Here is a 17,774-nt window from a genome sequence, read left to right on the forward strand (position 1 = left end):
TCTAAGTGATATGAGGAGCCAACGTCGGTTTAAAAAACCGCGAAAAACAGCCACAACCACCCCACCCAAAACCACGCCCACCCAAGCATCACCCACACCTGCGAAAACCCGCCGGCGCACCACATCGCGCATCGTTGGCCCCATCACGCCGCCACCCCAATTGGGAACCGGCACACCCGGTACAGACACCGACAACGCCGACCTCATCATCGAAACCACCGCCGGAAAAATCCGCGGCCTGCGGCTCTCAGCCCCCACCGCCATCCGAACCTGGCGCGGCGTCCCATACGGTGCCGACACCTCCGGTGAGAACCGTTTCCGGGTCCCCAAACCCGTCCCACCCTGGGCCGGAATCCGCGACTGCCGCGAATACGGCACCGTGGCCGCCCAGCCCTCATTCGGCCCCAGCGAAAAAATAAAAGGCAGCGAAGACTGCCTCACCCTTGACATCGTTCGCCCCGACCACGACGCCAAACTGCCAGTGGTCGTCTACCTACACGGCGGCTCATTCATCTACGGGTCCTCCCACCAACAGGTGCTACGCGGGCACTACCTAGTTGAAGCCATGAACGTCGTCTACGTATCTCTCAACTTCCGGCTCGGCGTGTTCGGCTACCTCGATTTTTCCCACTTCGGCGACGACTGTTCCCCCAACCCGGCAGTACGCGACCAATTGCTCGCCTTACGGTGGATACACAACAACATCGAGCATTTCGGCGGCGACCCCACCAATATCACCCTCATGGGCGAATCAGCAGGAGGCGCCAGCGTCATCACCCTCATGTGCATCAAAGCCACCCAAGGGTTGTTTCACCGGGCCATCGCACAATCGCCACCAATCGCCGCCGTCCACTCCAAAGCACAGGCAGCATTCTGGGCGCGGGAACTCGCCAACCGCGCCGGGGTGGATGTGCCCAATCTCGCCAAACTGCGTGCCTTAAGCCCGGAGGCTTTAATCAACGCGGGGCAGTCCATGATGTGGCGCAGCGGTGAATTACTCAATCTGAACCCCTGCTTCGGGGCAACCGTGGATAAAAAAGTCATTCACGACCATCCGCTTTCCACATTCCGGGCGGGGGAACAGCACAAAATACCGTTGATGATCGGAACCAACGTCGACGAAGCCTTCTTTGCCAAAACTTTCTACCTGCGCAGTAAAGCCCGGTCGAAATCGGCCCGCCGCATGCTTGAAGGTTACGACCGGGAAGGTGCGGAAATCATCATGCGACACTACAACGATGGTTATCTGCGCAAAGACTACGCACAATTGCTTGCCGACGGCATCTTCTGGGCCCCAAGCGTGATAGCGGCCTCCGCCCACAGCCTTTCCGCCCCCACCTGGATGTACCGGTTCGACTTTGCCCCGGCGGCATTGCGGTGGCTAGGACTGGGTGCAGCCCACACAGCTGAATTAAGCCCGATCTTTGGTGATTTGAATGGCTCAAAAGCAGCCACCCTCAACCGGCTTGGCGGTTGGCAAGAACTGCATGACTTGCGTGATCACATGCAAACCCACTGGGCTAATTTCATCCACACCGGTAACCCCAATGGCGCAGAAGCAGAAACGTGGCCGCACTACCAAGCGCCGAGCGATCACCGTCCTGGACGCGCAACAAAAGTATTCGATTCCACCCCGCATATTGTGTACGACCCCTACGCCGCCCGCCGAATCGCCTGGGAAAACTACAACATGTTGGAGTGGGGCAGCGATAGGCTAGATAACCTAGCCCGCCTTGCCCAATTAGATGAGGAATAGACACGTTACATGCATTCGGCTATCGACAACCGCCTAGAACACATGGTGGCGCATTTTCCCCGATACGCGCCATGTATTGACCAAGCTGGTAACAGCCCCGTTGAGCTGGCTTATCTTTCCACCGAGGAAGCGATTGCAGCCGCGATAGCGCAATCCAGCCGGTTATTTAAGCTCGACAATCCACGTCACGCGGCTCAAGTATGGTTGTTTTCGCTTATGGGGTCCGTCGCAGCACCCGCGATAGCGACCATGGTGTTGACCGATTCGTGCATTGATGTAGGGCTCGATTCCGGGATCCTTTTCAACCGTGACGATAACTCTGGCTATTGGTTTGGTTTCCGCCCCCAATCTGACGCGGCGGACTACCAACAATCTGGTGAGCATCTGGCTGCAACCTTAGCCCCGGTTATTGACACCATCTGTTCGGTTGCAGATATGCGACCAGCGCCGCTGTGGGCCGTGGTCGGAGACGGTGTGATTCAACCCGCGGTCGATGCGGGGAATGAAGAATTTGAGCAACTTCGTGCCCTCGACATCGCCCAGCAGCTGCACCAAGGATTGGTGAACGTGGCGCCCGTGAAGATCCCGGAACCGCGTTTTGAACAGATAGCTGACGGGGAAGTAATACCGATAGTTGCTGGTGAAGAGCCAGATTACCTGCTGGCGCATCGGTCTAGTTGCTGCATGATCTACCACAGCGCCGATGCTGATTATTGCACGTCGTGTCCGCATCAGCCGAAAGAACAGCGCATAGCTGGACTGGTCCAAGCCGCGCAATACTAAGAAGCCAGCCAAAATCCGTGGAGTCTATTACTGTGGAGGGTCAAGGACCCACACGATGAAAAGGGTGATTTTCTACCATGAGTTTCTTCGAGGACATCGCAGCAGCATTGGACGCCGAGGGAATTGAATCCCGAGTCCATGCGGACACCATGTTCATTCCCATCACCTCAGAGCTGGAAATTCAGTTCGTAGAGATTGACCCCCATTTACCAGCGGCAAATGTCTATATCGCGGCCGCCGCCAGTGACGACTACGTCCAGGACTTCGAAGCAGTGTTGGTGTCTGTGGTCTTTTCGGTGGATGACGCAGTAAATGCCGTCAATTCCCACGTTGCCACCGACCAGGTGGTCACCGTTTTACGTGACCTTTTGGAAGGAACCGATGAACGTATCGAGGACATTGACTTTTTCCAATCCCACCACAACGAACACGTCGTCTATGCCGATCTGACCGAATTTTCCGGGATTGAGGTAGCCATTGATGTCGTTGATGGGGTGCCGATCGCTAAGGTCGATTTTATTACCTTAGGCCCGCTGTTCGAGCAGATGATGGAGTCCGCATACAGCCAGGTTGAGGATATTGTGCGGGATAACAACCTTTCTGAGCAAGACGCCGACGAGATGTTTGATTCCATCGTCGGCCAGATAATCGAAAGCTGCCAAGAGGTTCTCGAACTGGGCTCGTTTAGTGATTTTGACAAGCTTTTCGACGTCCTCTCGTTAGCGGCGGATCAGGCCGACGCCTGGGAGAGCCAATTAGCACCACTCGAAGACGATGATGAGCCTGACATCTACGATATTTTTGGTGAAGACGATGGTGACGACGCTGACTTCTATTACTTAGAAGACGACGTGGTCGAGGACGATGACCAAGAAACCATCGATTACACCGACAATTAAACCGGATATCAGGCTGCTTGGCTCTCGCCACTAAACAGTGAGGCGGGTGACGGTATCGGCCGGAACCTGCCATCAACCAACCATACGAACGTCGTCGTGGGTTCGCCGGTGATCTCGTGGACGCAGTGCGCGCGGTGTTCACCAACAATGGCGCGTAGCCATGCTTCGGAAACAGCCGGATTAATCTGGATACCGTTTGGTGAGGAAAGACGGGCCGTGACCAGATATGCTGCAGGTTGGGTTTCGCCATGAATTCGGAGCTGCTGCTGCACGTGGGGCCCTACCCGATGTCTGGTAAAAGTTGCATTTAAGTGGCCATCGGGTGTGACAGCTGGCAACCGCACCGTTGGTGGTCGCCACAGGGGAGTAGGGCGGGCGAGTGAGCGTGGATGTGCCAAAACCGTGCGAATGCTGTCAATGGTATCGCCGCAGTGCGCCCGAATGTGCGCAGAAATCTCCACAGCGCTGATTGGTTGTTTCTGTTGGCTCCGGTTTTTCAAATGTGAAGTAATCATGGTTGCAGCCTAACCGATGTGGCCGACACGGGAAGCCGTTTTTAGAAAATTTGTTCTAAAATTTTTTAAAGATTGCGGTTTTCAACTGGCCGCGGTGCCGCCCGAGGCCTAGGCTAGGCAAGCGTGGTGGAAAAAATGAAGATCCCCGGCGAAATCTGGATCCTGGTAGTCGCGGCATTTTTTATCGCGTTGGGATACGGGTTCATCTCACCAATTTTGCCGCAATTTGTAGCCAGTTTCGGGGTTGGGGTTGCTGCCGCCAGTGCTGTGATCTCGATTTTTGGTTGCAGCCGACTGGTTTTCGCTCCGATGTCGGGAAAGTTGGTGGATCGGTTAGGTGCCCGGTGGGTCTATATCACCGGGTTGCTTGTGGTTGCGGTAACCACTGCCGCCGTTGCGTTGGCGCAAAGCTACTGGCATATCGTTGTGTTGCGCGGGCTTGCGGGTTTCGGCTCCACCATGTTTACCGTCTCGGCGATGGGGTTAATTGTCAAACTCGCCCCGGCCCAGATTAGAGGCAGGTGTTCTAGCGCTTATGCTTCCGGGTTTTTATTGGGTTCGGTACTAGGTCCAGCCTTCGGCTCGTTTTTATCCATTCTCGGTTTTCGGTGGCCTTTCGTTATTTACGGCGGATTCTTGGCGGTTGCCGCGGCTGTGGTGTGGTGGCGCATGCCATCAGCGGTGGGCGCGCCGTTGCGCGACGATGACCGGGCAGTCTTCGCTTTTGCGGAGGCCTGGGCGGATCGTGCCTACCGGACGATGCTGGTGAGCGCTTTTGCCAACGGTTGGGTAAATTTTGGGGTTCGCGTCGCAATAGTGCCGTTGTTTATCGCCGCGACCGTCGACAAGCCTGGGGTAGTGGCCGGGATCGTGCTTAGTGCCTACGCGCTGGGCAACGCTGTGACGTTGCAGTTTTCTGGCCGTCTGACCGATCGGGTGGGGCGGAAAAAGCCGATCATCGTGGGCTTGTTGATAAGTGCAACGTTCACGGCGGTATTTGGGTTAAGCGATAACTTGGTCATGATGCTGTCGTTTGCGGTGCTGGCGGGCATTGGCTCTGGGGTTTATAACCCGGCTATCCAGGCGTCGCTGGCTGACATCATTGGCGCAGAACGCAATGGAGGCAAGCCGCTTGCGGCCTATCAGATGGCGGGTGATCTAGGGGCGATAATGGGGCCACTGTTGATAGGGTTTGCGGTGCAGCTGTGGGGATTTGCGGTGGCGTTTGCCGTGACGTCGGTGGTGCTTTTTCTCTCCGCCGGATTGTGGCTTCAGGCTCGGGAGACTTGGGTGCGGCAGTAACTGCTTTTCGACGCCGACTGGGTGCCCCCGTCTAAGGAAAGCGAGGATTTGATCGTTGAAAAGCTTCTGTTATTCCCGCCACTCCTATTATCATTTGTGACTATCGCCACAGCGTGTTGTGGTGTGTGTTACTTGGTAGGAAGGAGCGATTGTGGTCATAGCGTTGATCGGTATCGTAATCTCGCTGTTTGTACTGATGGGTCTGGCATATCGCGGGCATTCGGTAGTGGTGGTAGCGCCAATCGCGGCATTAGTTGCCGCGGTTTTCTCCGGAGCGCCCCTTTTGGCGTCGTATACCCAGATTTTCATGCCAGCACTGGGGAAATTTATCGTAAGTTTCTTTCCGCTATTTCTCGCGGGAGCCATTTTTGGCAAACTCATGACGGCCTCGGGCTTAGCAACTGACCTTGCTAAAGGGATTTCCCGACTATTCGGACCGAAACGCGCCATGCTATCAACGGTGCTGGCGACAGCCCTGCTCACCTACGGTGGCGTTTCCGCCTGGGTTGTGGCTTTTACCATCGTCCCGATCGCGATCGAACTGTTTCGGGAAGCGCATATCCCCAAGCGATTAATGCCTGGTGCGTTGGGATTAGGCACCATCACCTTCGCACTCGCCGCACTTCCGGGTTCCCCGCAGGTGCATAACGTCATTCCCACCCGATATTTTGGCACCACGAGTTACGCGGCACCCATAATAGGCTTGATAGCTGCGGTTTTAATGTTTGGACTGGGGATGGCGTGGTTGGAATTTAGGATCCGCCAATTGCAAAAGGCGGGGGAGGATTTCCTGCCCGAGGGCACAGTTGATGAAACTCCAGCCGAAATCGTGTTCCATAAGGATGGGATCGACATGGAAGGGGTGTCGGAAACCGCTGTTCACCACCCGAAAACTGGTGGAAATGTTGCGATAAACGGGCTACTAGGACTGCTACCAATTGCAGTAGTCATTGTTATGAACTACCTGTTTGTGTACGTCATTGCTAACAAGATGGATTTCTCCTACCTAGCTGAGGAAAAATTCGGAGCTGTGAGCTTAGACGCAGTCATTGGCGTGTGGTCGGTGGTGGTTGGTCTGGTCACAGCAATAATTCTCATCTTCATCATGCGGCTTGGAATGATCAAAGAACTATTCGCCGACCTTTCAGAAGGCGCAAAAAACGCAGTGCTGCCCGCCTTCACCACCGCCAGCGAGGTTGGGTATGGTGCAGTGGTTGCATCCCTGGCGGCGTTCGCGGCAGTTCGGGAAGGAATCTTCGGCACCTTCGATAACGCGCTTGTGGTATCGACAGTTTCCGCAGCGGTCATTTCAGGCATAACCGGATCATCCTCAGGCGGGTTGTCCATCACCCTTGCTGCATTCGGTGAAGAACTCAAAGAAATGGCGATCAATCAGGGAATCGATCTTGAGGTAATGCACCGAATCACAGCGATGGCATCGGTTTCGTTTGATTCACTGCCGCATAATGGTGCAATCCTTACCATGCTTATTGTGTGTGGAATGACTCACCGGCAAAGCTACAAGGATGTTGCGATGGTAACCGTTGTTATTCCGCTGCTGGTTGTTGCCACGATGTTGATCGGAATCCTGGTCCTCTAATCTGGAAACTGCGCCTTGGTGCTACGTGTCGCACACCTACCCGTGAGCTGATTAGGATGTACGTCACTAAATTCGCTGTTCTACCTTGTAATAGCGTAACGTTGACGGGCAATGAGTATTACCGATGACGCTACCAGCGGCGCAGTTGAGCTGGATGAGAATATTGTGTCGGAATCTCAGGAAACTTCGCAGGACGTCCAAGGCGTAACCACCTCTGAACCGGTTACTAGCCACGATGACGCCAGGGTTGCGGACACTTCTGAGGGCACCGGCTCTGCTGAAACTGAAGCAGACATTGAAGAAAACAAAGAGAGTGACTCAGAGGGTGACTCCGTAGCTGACGGGTCGGAGGATGCTCCAGAAGGCCCCCGATTTAAAGATTTGGGTCTACCTAAACCCGTATTGAAGGCCATTAAAAAGGTCGGGTTTGAGACCCCGTCGCCGATCCAGGCGCAGACAATCCCAGTTTTGCTGGACGGCCACGACGTCTTGGGTTTGGCCCAGACCGGTACCGGTAAGACGGCGGCATTTGCGCTGCCGATCCTTTCGCTTATCGACGCCGACGTGCGCCACCCACAGGCGTTGGTACTGGCACCGACCCGCGAATTGGCGCTCCAGGTAGCGGACTCCTTCCAATCCTTCGCGGATCATTTGGGCAATATTTCCGTCCTGCCGATCTACGGTGGTCAGGCATACGGCATTCAGCTTTCTGGCCTGCGGCGGGGTGCACAAATTGTTGTTGGCACCCCAGGCCGAGTCATCGACCATTTGGAAAAGGGCTCGCTCGACATTTCCGAACTGCGCTTCCTCGTGCTTGACGAAGCCGACGAAATGCTCAACATGGGTTTCCAAGAAGACGTCGAACGGATTCTGGAAGACACCCCGGACGACAAGCAGGTTGCTCTGTTCTCCGCGACTATGCCTAATAGCATTCGTCGTATCTCGCGGGACTACATGAATGAGCCCCACGAGATTCAGGTGAAGTCCGAAACCCGGACCAATACCAATATCACGCAGCGGTTCCTCAATGTTGCCCACCGCAATAAACTCGATGCCTTGACCCGAATCTTGGAAGTCACCGAGTTTGAGGCGATGATCATGTTCGTGCGCACCAAGCACGAAACCGAAGAGCTTGCGGAAAAACTACGGGCGCGTGGATTCTCCGCAGCAGCTATCAATGGCGACATCGCGCAGCAACAGCGGGAACGCACGGTTGACCAGCTAAAAGATGGCCGCCTGGATATTCTGGTGGCTACCGACGTTGCGGCACGTGGTCTCGACGTGGAACGGATCTCCCACGTTCTTAACTACGACATCCCTTCCGACACTGAGTCGTACGTCCACCGTATCGGTCGTACCGGACGGGCTGGGCGCAGCGGCGAAGCCATCTTGTTCGTCACGCCACGGGAGCGACGGTTCCTGCGCAACATCGAACGCGCCACCAATGCGCCATTGGAAGAGATGGAGCTGCCGACCGTCGATGAAGTCAACGAGTCGCGTAAGGCCAAGTTCGCCGATTCCATCACCGAGTCCTTGGAAGACTCCCAGGTAGCGATCTTCCGCAACTTGATTAAGGCGTATTCTGAAGAACACGACGTTCCGTTGGAAGACATTGCGGCCGCTTTGGCAACCCAGGCGCGGGCCGGTGACGAGTTCTTAATGAAAGAGCCACCACCGGAGAAGCGTCGGGATCGACGCGAGCGTCGCGACCGGTTTGACGATCGGGACGATCGCCGGGGCCGGGGTCGCGGCGGTGACCGGGAACGGGGCCGCGAGCGGTTCGAACGTTGTAATAAGGACATGGCGGTGTATCGTCTCGCCGTGGGCAAGCGGCAGCACGTGCGTCCAGGCGCTATCGTGGGTGCACTTGCCAATGAAGGTGGCTTGTCCAACAAGGACTTCGGCCGGATTGTGATCGCAGTGGATCACACGCTGGTGGAGCTTCCTAAGGATCTCCCGCGTTCTGTTTTCGATAACTTGCGTGATACCCGAATTTCGGGCCAGTTGATCCACATGGAGAAAGACACCACTGGTGCTTCGATGGATCGTGGTGGCCGTGGTGGTAGGTCGTCGGGTGGATACCGGGATCGTGACCGGGACCGGGATCGAGATCGCGACAGGGGAGGTCGCGGCCGGAATCGAAACGGTGATCGTGGCGGCCGACGCTGGCGAGATTAATTTATCTTGAGAATTTAAAAAATTGCCCTCCGGGTTCATCTACAATGTGGATTGTGCCCAGGGGGCAATTTTGTATTTAAACAGGGATTTCCGGGATTAATTATCTGTGCAAAAACTGTGGCATAATGCAGCGGAAGCTTAAAATAAGCTTAGCGAATGTGCTTATAGTCTGGAGCATGGTCACATGAAACGCCGAATGTCCCGCCGGGCTGCTGCCTTAATTACCGCAGCCGCCCAGCTTTGTACCGTTGTTCAACCTGCATCGGCGTTGGCAGGTGGCCAATTAGTGCCAGTCGACGACATCCAAGGGCAACAAGTAACCCGAATCGTCACTGGTAATAGATTTTGTACAGGTGTTGCCGTCGCAAAGCATTGGGTCCTAACGGCAGCGCACTGCCTTGCCGCGGAACCAGGACAAAGCTATTCCATTACAACCGGGAACACATTCACCGGACACACCTATTTAGGGGATAGCCACTACGTAGCTCCGCACAGCGACGTCGCTCTGATTAGGGTGCCTGAAGGCCTCAATCTGGAAAGCTATGCGGAAGTGGCTGAAGTGATGCCAACCGAAGATAGTAGGGGAGAAGTCTACGGCTGGGGAACTGGAACCGGGGAGATTCTGCACACCGCTCAAACGACAATTAAAAACACATATCGGATCGATGCCTATAACGGTGGGTACTTCTTCGTAGTGGAAAACGACAGTCCGGCTGTGACGCTTCCCGGAGACTCAGGTGGCCCGGTATTTTACGAAGGGAAAGTCATCGGGGTGAATGCATCCTATACCGGACACGAACGCGCGCATCACTGTCGAACAGACACCTTGCGGGACTGGGTAATTGGACACATTACGTCTTATGCCCCTGAACCTGAACAAATTGTGGAAACGAATGCCCCGCAGTGGCTGCCGCTGCTCGCCTTGATCCCGATTATTGCCTCAATCGTGGCGGCAATCATCGCGCTGTTTGCCAAGTTACCGTAATCGATAACCGGAACCACGCACAGTCTCTACCTTGTCTTGACCAATCTTTTTACGCAGGCTTCGAATATAGACGTCCACGACATTCGATCCGGGGTCAAAATCCATTCCCCACACTTGGCTAAGTAACTGGGCGCGGGAAAGAATCTGGCCGGGATGCCGCATCAACGTTTCTAGTAACCCCAGTTCACGTCGTGACAAATCGCGCCATTTGTCGGCGACAAGCACACGGTGTGCCCGCAAATCGAGCACCATGCCAGAATGCTCCAATTGGGTGGTAGATTGCGCGGTTTCGGTGGAAGTATCGGACAGCCGTAGCCGAACCCGGGCAAGAAGTTCCGCAAATTGGAAAGGCTTCGGCATGTAATCATTCGCTCCGCCCTCAAGAGTACGAATGCGGTCTTCTAACCCCGTGCGTGCAGTTAAAACGATGATGGGTAGTGTTGCGCCTAGCGCCCGTAACTGCTCCAAGATGTCGGTGCCATCCATGTCCGGCAGCCCCAAGTCGAGAATCATCAGTTGATACGCACCAGATCGCGCCATGCCAAAAGCAACCGGGCCGGAATCGACGACATCGCAACAATAACCTGCGGATTCCAATCCGCGCGCTATAAACTCAGCAATCCCGGTGTCATCCTCTGCGATCAAAATACGGCTCACGGTAATTTCTCCTTTCCAGGGATGCTACGTCACTGCAGGAAAGCTGAAGCCGAACGTAGCACCCAAACCCGGTTCAGATTTTACCCATGCGTGACCACCATGTGCCTCAGCAATGACTTTAACAATAGACAGCCCCAAGCCAGCGCCCTTTTTCGGAACCTGGTCAGATTGGGTTTTTTGGCCGCGAGTAAATCGGCTAAATAGATTTTGCTGAACCTTTGGGTCAACTCCGGGACCGAAATCCCGGACGCTGAGACTAATCTGGTTGTCGTCCCGACTGGACTCAATGATGATAGGAGAATCATCCGGAGCATATTTCACAGCGTTGCGGGTCAGCTCCAACACCGCCTCCGTGATCCGCTGCGCATCAAGAATAACAACACCCTCTGCAATCTTTGTGACGTGTGCGCGCCCATCAGAAACGATGTCAGCCTTATCTTCGATGTCGATCATCAATTCCGACAAATCACACGGCGTAAGATGCAAGAACTTCGGCCCATCTGCATCCGCGATTGCCAACGTGAGAAGATCGTTCACCATTCGGGTCATCCGGTCAAGCTCTCCGGTACACAACTTGATGCTGCGGGCGCGTTGCTGAGGTGTTGCAGTCTCCAACAATTCGAGATTTCCCCGGATCACCGTGATGGGGGTGCGCAACTCGTGCCCAGCATCATCAATGAATTGGCGTTGGATCTGATAGGCAGAATCAATCCGATCCAGCATGTGATTGAACGTTCGGGCCAAATCTGCGATCTCGTCATCACCGGTTATAGGGACCCGTGATGTTAGGGACGAATCACTAATCTGGCTGGCGACGTCACGCAGGCTCCTGATTGGGATAATAATCTGATTGGAAATCAACCAGGCAATAATGACAGCCAGGGCCATGACAACCGCACCCATCACGGAGAGGTTCTTCGTTTGATTACTTAGGTGGCTGTACGCGACTTTCGTATCGATCGCAGTTGCAAAGTAATCTGGTTTCTCCGAATTCGGCGAGGTTAATTCCACCCGCCCCCAATGAATGCCGTTGAATATTCCAGAGTTCGCGCGGGAAGTAAAAATCTCATGTAACAGGGCAGCCTTGTCGGCTGGTTTGTACGGAGTGGAGATTTGCTGCCGAACTACTTGATCCCCAATCTGGCCGATGAGTAGTTGCTGATCCATGGGAATTTCTTGACCAAGGTAGGCCTCGACTAGTTCCCGGGAATTGTTGAAACTCCGTGGCGACTCCGACACGAAGGTCGAAAACTCCGCGATTTCCTGCTCCACCGTAGAATTCGCGTGTGTGTGAATTTCGCCGCGTCGCACTGCATCTGTCAAATACAATACCGATGCCAAGGCAGTGAACACGACCAACAAGATCCAAGCGACGATACGAACGCGAATGGACGAAAAAGTTGTAGCGGTAATCATAAGCGGACCTACGATTAGCGACGCTAATCATCAAATTCGAAACCGTCGAACACGTCATCCAAATCCTCATAATCAAGCGGTGCTTGTGGAATCACAATCTCCGGTTGCACGGGGATGGGGATAGGCTGTTGGAAATCGATCACTGGTGCTGGCGGAATCACCGGAGCCACTGGTTGCGCCGGCGGCACATTTGGTACGGCTGCCTGCGGTTCCGCGACCGGCTCAGGTGTGATGTCGACAACCGGATTGACATCAGAAGGGGCTGCATCGGGTAATTCAATTGCGGCGGTGGCAGGACCAATCTGGGGTGGCGATTGGGTGTTTGAAAGGGCCTGCCCGGCGAGAGCAACAAAAAACATCAATGCCAAAATACCGGCTAGCGGGGCAAACCGTTTTGCTGTATTAAACATAGTCGATACTCCAGATTAGGTTAGGTTAAAACTATCACGAATTAGGCTGCTTGGGGATCCAACCATTTACGGCGCACCTTATCTTCACTCCGGGAGGCTAGAACGCTACCTAATTGCAGCATTCGAATCGCCCGCTCGGTGGCGTCGATAAGCAATTCCCTGCCGTCACGCACTGCGTCTTCAAGCGCCATGGGCACAGTCATGATCGACTGAATCGCGGCAATACCAACGTCGTGGACCCTTGGCGCACCTTTGCCAAGCGAACCTGCAATCCCAAGAACCGGCACACCGGTACGTTGCGCACGACGGGCGATTTCTGCAGGCACCTTTCCGTGCGGGGTTTGAAAATCAATAGCGCCTTCCGCAGTGATCACGAGGTCGGCGGCTGCAATTAACGACGATAGATCCTCATTGGCAGCGCTTGGCAATTCGCCCAGCAAAACGTCGAAACGATTGCGTGCCGACGCACCCACCGCCATAAGGCCAGCGCCGAGCCCGCCGGATGCGCCGGAGCCAGGGCCACGCAAGTCGCGCTCCGGCTTAAAGGTTTCTTCAAGCAAATCTGCCCAATGATCCAGCGCTGCGCTCAAGTGCCGCACCTGTTCTTTCGTGGCACCTTTCTGCGGTCCGAAAACCTCGGCGACGCCCTTGGGGCCTGTAAGAACATTATGGATATTGCAGGCGAGCGTGATCGATGCGGTGGCTAGCCCTGGGTGAAGCCCGCTGGGGTCGATGCTGTGGGCGTCGATAAGCGCGTCGCCGCCCAATCTGATCGCATGGCCGTCAGCATCGACAACGCGTGCACCCAAGGCCATTAACGCCCCCGCGCCACCATCAGACGTACCGGAATCACCACAGCCAACCACGATGGTGGAAATACCTGCATCCAAAATCGCGGCCAGAATCTCACCTACGCCGAAGGTAGTGGTAGAACCCGGCGACCGTAAGTCATGGGGTACCAAGGACAAACCAGCGGCCTGCGCCATTTCCATGACGGCGACCTTGGCATCGACGAATTCTAACCACTTGGCTTTGACTTTCTTACCGACCGGGCCGGTGACCTCAATCTGGTGCAACTTCGTACCCGGATGGGTGGCGAGAATATCCAGCGTTCCCTCACCACCATCGGGAACCGGGAATGCATCCACTCGCACCCCAGGCAGCACCCTACGGATACCGGATGCTATTGCATCTGCAACCTCAACCGCAGACAGCGACTCCTTAAAACCGGACGGAGCAACAAGAATTCGTTCTGGAAGATACATAGTCATGATGAATATCCTTTTCTATTGAAAGAGGTTAAGGCCCAATGCAGGCCAAATAACAGTGGAAAAAATGGCTAACAAAATCATGTGGATAGGTGCCAATGTGGCAGAGATACGCATTAACTGCGCATTAGTGAAACTAGGGCGGGATTGATCCTCGCAGTAGAAAATTGTGAGCGGCTTCGCCGACGACGGTAACGTATGGCAAAACCCCGCGGCTGCGGTCGATAAAAACGCTGCGGCTACCGGGTTCACCCCGCAAGCAGGTGCTAACGCCACAACAATCGGAATCAAAACTGCGCTACGGGCGGATCTGGATTGAATAAACAAATGCGCCGCAGTAGATAATGCGATGACGATAACAATAAACATCCAGGCTGCGTTGCTGTCGTTAACCAACGAAAACACGCCAGATGCCATTGCCTCGGCGGCGCCAGACTCGGAAAGCGCTTCCGACAACGCCACAGTTGCGGTCATGAACAACAGCAACGACCACGGAATCTTTTTGATCGCCTGATTAAGATCAACCGCACCGAAATGTGGCGACGAGATTAACAACGCACACACAACAGCGACCAATGCTGGTGGGATTGAGTGGATCGATTCTGTAAACCACAGGGCGACGGCAATGAGCAAAACCGCAAGTGAACGCTTTTCGCCCAGATTGGAGGAAGTGTCGGGAAAATCCTGAGCCTCAATCTGGAGCTGTTGCTGGCGCTGCTGCTTCGTGGAAGTGAGCAACAAGATGACCTCGGCGCTGACATGGCTCGACACCACGGCAAAGGGCAAGCCATAGAGCATCCATTTGCTAAACCCGATTGAGCCGAGGTCTTGTTCGGAAAGAATCTGGTCAGTAATAAGGTGCGCACCAGCACCAATAAAACTGGCCACCGCGGAAAGTAAAACTACGCTTGGCATCGCGATGGAAAGCGTTACAAGCAACCAGCGGTGGCCTGCTTCCAAAATAGGAACCAATGCAAGGAAAACTGGCAGCACCAGCGCCGCACGACCTGATGTGGCAGGCACCATAAAAGCGGTGCACACTAGCGCAAGGGTAATCAGGTGAACCAGGACGCGAGGGCTTTTGATGCCGACGCTTAGCCACGAAGTGACCCTGAGCGCCAACCCGCTGGAGGTTACGGCCGTTGCAATAATGAACGCGCCAATAAGTAGCCACGTGGTGTCGTGCCCAAGCGGCTCGAAGAAATCCTCCGCCGATAAGATACCGAGGACCGCGAGCAAGCTTGCTGCTGCAAGCGCAACATATGTGTCTGGGATAGTGCTGAAAACCCAAAGGAAGATTGCTCCGATGAATACCGCGAGTGTCAATCTGGCTTCGATGCTTAGGCTGGTTGGAAAATACAAAACCGCAGCGATTGCAATCACCGCAACGAGCTTTTCGACGTGGTCACGTAGTCGTCGGCTTGGCGTTGCGAGAGTAGTCACGGTAGCACCACCTCCTTTCTATGGGTTGAGTAATCCTTGAGTTTCTATTGTTAACGACCCACGTGAAGTACTAATGAGCTACTGATGAAAAAGCGTTCATGTACGAGAAGTTATCCACAGGTGCAAGAAAATAGCTGAAAAATCATCGGCATTTTCCCAGTTCGCGCCAGAATTCCACAAGTAAATGTGCTATTTCGTTGGTGTGGATTCGCCATGTCGGAAGAAGGTGCTACAAGTAGAAATATGGAGGAGATTTTATATTCATTCAAGCAACTGCAATGCCACGGCGTTGACTTGATGGTAGCGATTCATAGATCCAAAACACCGCACGAGCAACTCGCTCATGACCTGAGGATGACTGTCAAAGAAATTGAACGGTTGAACTGGCTAGCGGTGCAATTCAGTCACATTTATCACCGCAAACTAGCGCGAAGCCTTGGACTATCGATCAAACAACTCGAGCTGATAGCCACCGGTGTAAACCGTTGCTCCAACCCGTTAGCAAACAAACTGAAACTACGGGAAGAATTCATCCGGGCAGCAGGGACACTCAGCACTCAGGAGCTGAAAACGACGATTACCTCCCGATTGAAGCAGATCAATCGCGGATACAGCAAACGTCGCAAATCCACCGTCGGCTGTTCCAACCAGCCCGATCACGACGGAATGGGGCATCTCCACGCCAAACTGCCTTTTCCACTCGTCAGGCACATTCACATCAGATTGCATGCCAAAGCCAAGCACATAAGGCGTAATCAGCCCTCACTTGCCTACGACGAAGCCCTCGCCATGGCTTTCGAACAGTGTTTTAGTGGCTCGACCGAGGAAGGAATGCTCTATCAACCCGCGTTCCTCTATGCGCTCAATAATGGCGAGAAACTACACGAAGACGGATCCGTGACCACAACCAACGGCTGCCAGGAAAACCTCGTGGATATCCTCAACAACAAGCTTGCCCCCTATGGATATGTGATTGTCTACGCCCTCGATACCCATGGAGTGGCGCAGCCGACTGCCACGTACCGTATACAGCGCCAACCGGGCGTCGAAAAGCACAGTCGCCATGCGACCTGGCTGCAACGATTTCACGCCACCATCGAAAACCCCGTCTGCACCCACCCCGATTGTGCCCGACCAGCAGAAAATTGCGACATGCACCATATCACTGCCTGGGCGCATGGCGGCGAAACTGTTTTAGATAACCTCGCTCCACTATGCCGACCCCACAACGCCCGAAACGACGACACCCCCAATCGACACAAAAACGGCAGAATCACCCGCGATGCGGACACCGGACGCAAAGGTTACCAATTTCGCCCTGAAGAACCCATCCGCTACAACCAACACCCCGCAAATCAGAAGTCAGCACGCGAATGGGCCATTGCCGCATTTAGCCAATAAAACGCGGCAACATCATCAAGATAAACGTAACCACCCACAGTAAGGAGAAAATTCCGCCGAACATCGACAGCTTGGCTTTAGCCTTTGCCCAATCCCCAATCTGGACATCGCCGTCTTGCTCATCAGCAGGCAGCAGATTTAACGCTGCCATCATTTCCCGTTGCTTCGGAGAAATCACAAACAGCAGCAACGCCCACGCAACAACAGACAAAACAATTGACGCGTGGAACCTGCCATCAGACCAAAAATCACCGGTAAACATCACGGCGAAGCCAAGCAACGGAACCAGCAATGACAGCATGCCGTACGTTTGCGTCACTCGGTACAAAACCTTCGCTGCACCACGGGCGGACTCGTCGCCGCTATGCGCCTTGAGTGCCTGAACCTGAAACATGGAAACAGCAACAGTCACCGGGCCTAGAAAGAGGACGGCCGCTAACACATGCAGCAAAACAATTACAGAACCCACGGGTAAAACCCAACCTTCCAATCTGGAAATAACATAACGGCAATACCCTATCGGAAAAGGCACTGCCTTCGCATAATCGTCACATCCGCGGTGCTTAAGAAAAGGTTGTATTTCGCCGCAACCTCGGTTAACCGATTGACGTACCAGCATCGATTGCTTCGCGCTGGGGGCAACCAATCTGACGGCAAAAGATCTGATTTACTCCGGTTCTCTTTGGCGGACACAGCGACCAGATTGAGCGGATCGTTGGCGAACGCAATACGGGTTTCTTCCGGCCACGCAAATGCCCCCATATCCCATGCGGCAGCCAGCGGGAAAATATGATCCACTTCGATTGGATCGCCAGGGGCGACTTCTGGATCACTACTAATCTGGTTGTTGGAATAGGGGCAAATTCCGACGACAACTGACCGACAGCCAGCCGGTTTCCCGACAGCAGTCAGCTGACTACGTAAAACATCCTGGCGCGTTGAGCACGCAGTCACCGGATTATGCGCCCAACCGTCGCCGAACAGTTTTCTGTCGTAGCCGATAACAGTGGATCGTTGTCTAATCTGGGGGACATCGGCCAGATTGGGGGAGAGTCGACCTGCAGGCGGCAACTCCAAAAATGCAAGGATGAGCGTAGCTGCGATAAGAATGCCGAGTGCTACACGAAATGAAAAAACTTGTCGCATATCCAATTAGACTCA

16 protein-coding genes are annotated in these 17,774 nt (G+C 54.4%); 8 read left to right on the forward strand and 8 right to left on the reverse strand.

The window, feature by feature from the left end:
* Positions 1-10: 10 nt before the first annotated feature.
* From Q4D85_RS09115 to Q4D85_RS09125, 3 genes are all read left to right on the forward strand, one after another.
* Positions 11-1,756, forward strand: a complete 1,746-nt coding sequence (locus Q4D85_RS09115) for a carboxylesterase/lipase family protein (RefSeq protein ID WP_303199860.1) — start codon at positions 11-13, stop codon at positions 1,754-1,756.
* Positions 1,757-1,765: 9 nt separating this feature from the next.
* Entirely contained in the window at positions 1,766-2,539 is a 774-nt protein-coding gene (locus Q4D85_RS09120) for a (2Fe-2S)-binding protein (RefSeq protein WP_303199862.1), read from the forward strand.
* 77 nt (positions 2,540-2,616) lie between these two features.
* Complete coding sequence (locus tag Q4D85_RS09125; RefSeq protein WP_303199863.1) at positions 2,617-3,438, forward strand: hypothetical protein; 822 nt, start codon at positions 2,617-2,619, stop codon at positions 3,436-3,438.
* Positions 3,439-3,446: 8 nt separating this feature from the next.
* Here Q4D85_RS09125 and Q4D85_RS09130 read toward each other — a convergent pair whose 3' ends face one another.
* Entirely contained in the window at positions 3,447-3,953 is a 507-nt protein-coding gene (locus Q4D85_RS09130; protein ID WP_303199866.1) for a hypothetical protein, read from the reverse strand.
* A 123-nt stretch (positions 3,954-4,076) separates the two neighbouring features.
* Here Q4D85_RS09130 and Q4D85_RS09135 point away from each other — a divergent pair, with 123 nt between their 5' ends.
* The 4 genes from Q4D85_RS09135 (at position 4,077) to Q4D85_RS09150 (ending at position 10,018) form a co-directional block, all read left to right on the forward strand.
* Complete coding sequence (locus Q4D85_RS09135; protein WP_303199868.1) at positions 4,077-5,255, forward strand: MFS transporter; 1,179 nt, start codon at positions 4,077-4,079, stop codon at positions 5,253-5,255.
* A gap of 151 nt (positions 5,256-5,406) precedes the next feature.
* Positions 5,407-6,855, forward strand: coding sequence for a GntP family permease (locus tag Q4D85_RS09140; protein ID WP_303199870.1), 1,449 nt, complete (start codon positions 5,407-5,409; stop codon positions 6,853-6,855).
* A 111-nt stretch (positions 6,856-6,966) separates the two neighbouring features.
* Positions 6,967-9,033: a DEAD/DEAH box helicase gene (locus Q4D85_RS09145; protein ID WP_303199872.1), complete on the forward strand. Its 2,067-nt coding sequence runs from the start codon at positions 6,967-6,969 to the stop codon at positions 9,031-9,033.
* 184 nt (positions 9,034-9,217) lie between these two features.
* Positions 9,218-10,018 carry a serine protease gene (locus tag Q4D85_RS09150; RefSeq protein ID WP_303199873.1) on the forward strand — a complete coding sequence of 267 codons (801 nt, stop codon included), beginning with the start codon at positions 9,218-9,220 and terminating at the stop codon, positions 10,016-10,018.
* On the opposite strand, the gene Q4D85_RS09155 is transcribed toward Q4D85_RS09150, so the two are convergent.
* The 5 genes from Q4D85_RS09155 to Q4D85_RS09175 are packed head-to-tail and all read right to left on the reverse strand — an operon-like array spanning position 10,010 to position 15,212.
* A complete protein-coding gene (locus Q4D85_RS09155; protein WP_303199875.1) occupies positions 10,010-10,675 on the reverse strand; it encodes a response regulator transcription factor in 666 nt (221 codons plus the stop codon). The genes Q4D85_RS09150 and Q4D85_RS09155 overlap by 9 nt on opposite strands.
* Positions 10,676-10,699: 24 nt before the next feature.
* On the reverse strand, positions 10,700-12,091 hold the full coding sequence (locus Q4D85_RS09160) for a HAMP domain-containing sensor histidine kinase (protein ID WP_303199876.1): 1,392 nt from the start codon (positions 12,089-12,091) through the stop codon (positions 10,700-10,702).
* A gap of 23 nt (positions 12,092-12,114) precedes the next feature.
* Entirely contained in the window at positions 12,115-12,501 is a 387-nt protein-coding gene (locus Q4D85_RS09165) for a hypothetical protein (protein ID WP_303199878.1), read from the reverse strand.
* 41 nt (positions 12,502-12,542) lie between these two features.
* On the reverse strand, positions 12,543-13,772 hold the full coding sequence (locus tag Q4D85_RS09170; RefSeq protein ID WP_303199880.1) for a glycerate kinase: 1,230 nt from the start codon (positions 13,770-13,772) through the stop codon (positions 12,543-12,545).
* Positions 13,773-13,787: 15 nt separating this feature from the next.
* On the reverse strand, positions 13,788-15,212 hold the full coding sequence (locus Q4D85_RS09175; RefSeq protein ID WP_303199882.1) for an SLC13 family permease: 1,425 nt from the start codon (positions 15,210-15,212) through the stop codon (positions 13,788-13,790).
* A gap of 354 nt (positions 15,213-15,566) precedes the next feature.
* Between Q4D85_RS09175 and Q4D85_RS09180 the strand changes: the two genes are divergently transcribed.
* Positions 15,567-16,613: an HNH endonuclease signature motif containing protein gene (locus Q4D85_RS09180; protein ID WP_303199884.1), complete on the forward strand. Its 1,047-nt coding sequence runs from the start codon at positions 15,567-15,569 to the stop codon at positions 16,611-16,613.
* On the opposite strand, the gene Q4D85_RS09185 is transcribed toward Q4D85_RS09180, so the two are convergent.
* The gene (locus Q4D85_RS09185; RefSeq protein WP_303199885.1) at positions 16,603-17,082 is read right to left on the reverse strand and encodes a DUF2269 domain-containing protein; all 480 of its coding nucleotides are present in this window, start codon (positions 17,080-17,082) and stop codon (positions 16,603-16,605) included. The two genes, Q4D85_RS09180 and Q4D85_RS09185, sit on opposite strands and share 11 nt — an antisense overlap.
* Positions 17,083-17,129: 47 nt before the next feature.
* Complete coding sequence (locus tag Q4D85_RS09190) at positions 17,130-17,759, reverse strand: HNH endonuclease family protein (RefSeq protein WP_303199887.1); 630 nt, start codon at positions 17,757-17,759, stop codon at positions 17,130-17,132.
* Positions 17,760-17,774 lie beyond the last annotated feature (15 nt).

It is taken from the genome of Corynebacterium sp. (genome assembly GCF_030532965.1).
In the GTDB taxonomy this organism is placed as follows: Bacteria; Actinomycetota; Actinomycetes; order Mycobacteriales; family Mycobacteriaceae; genus Corynebacterium.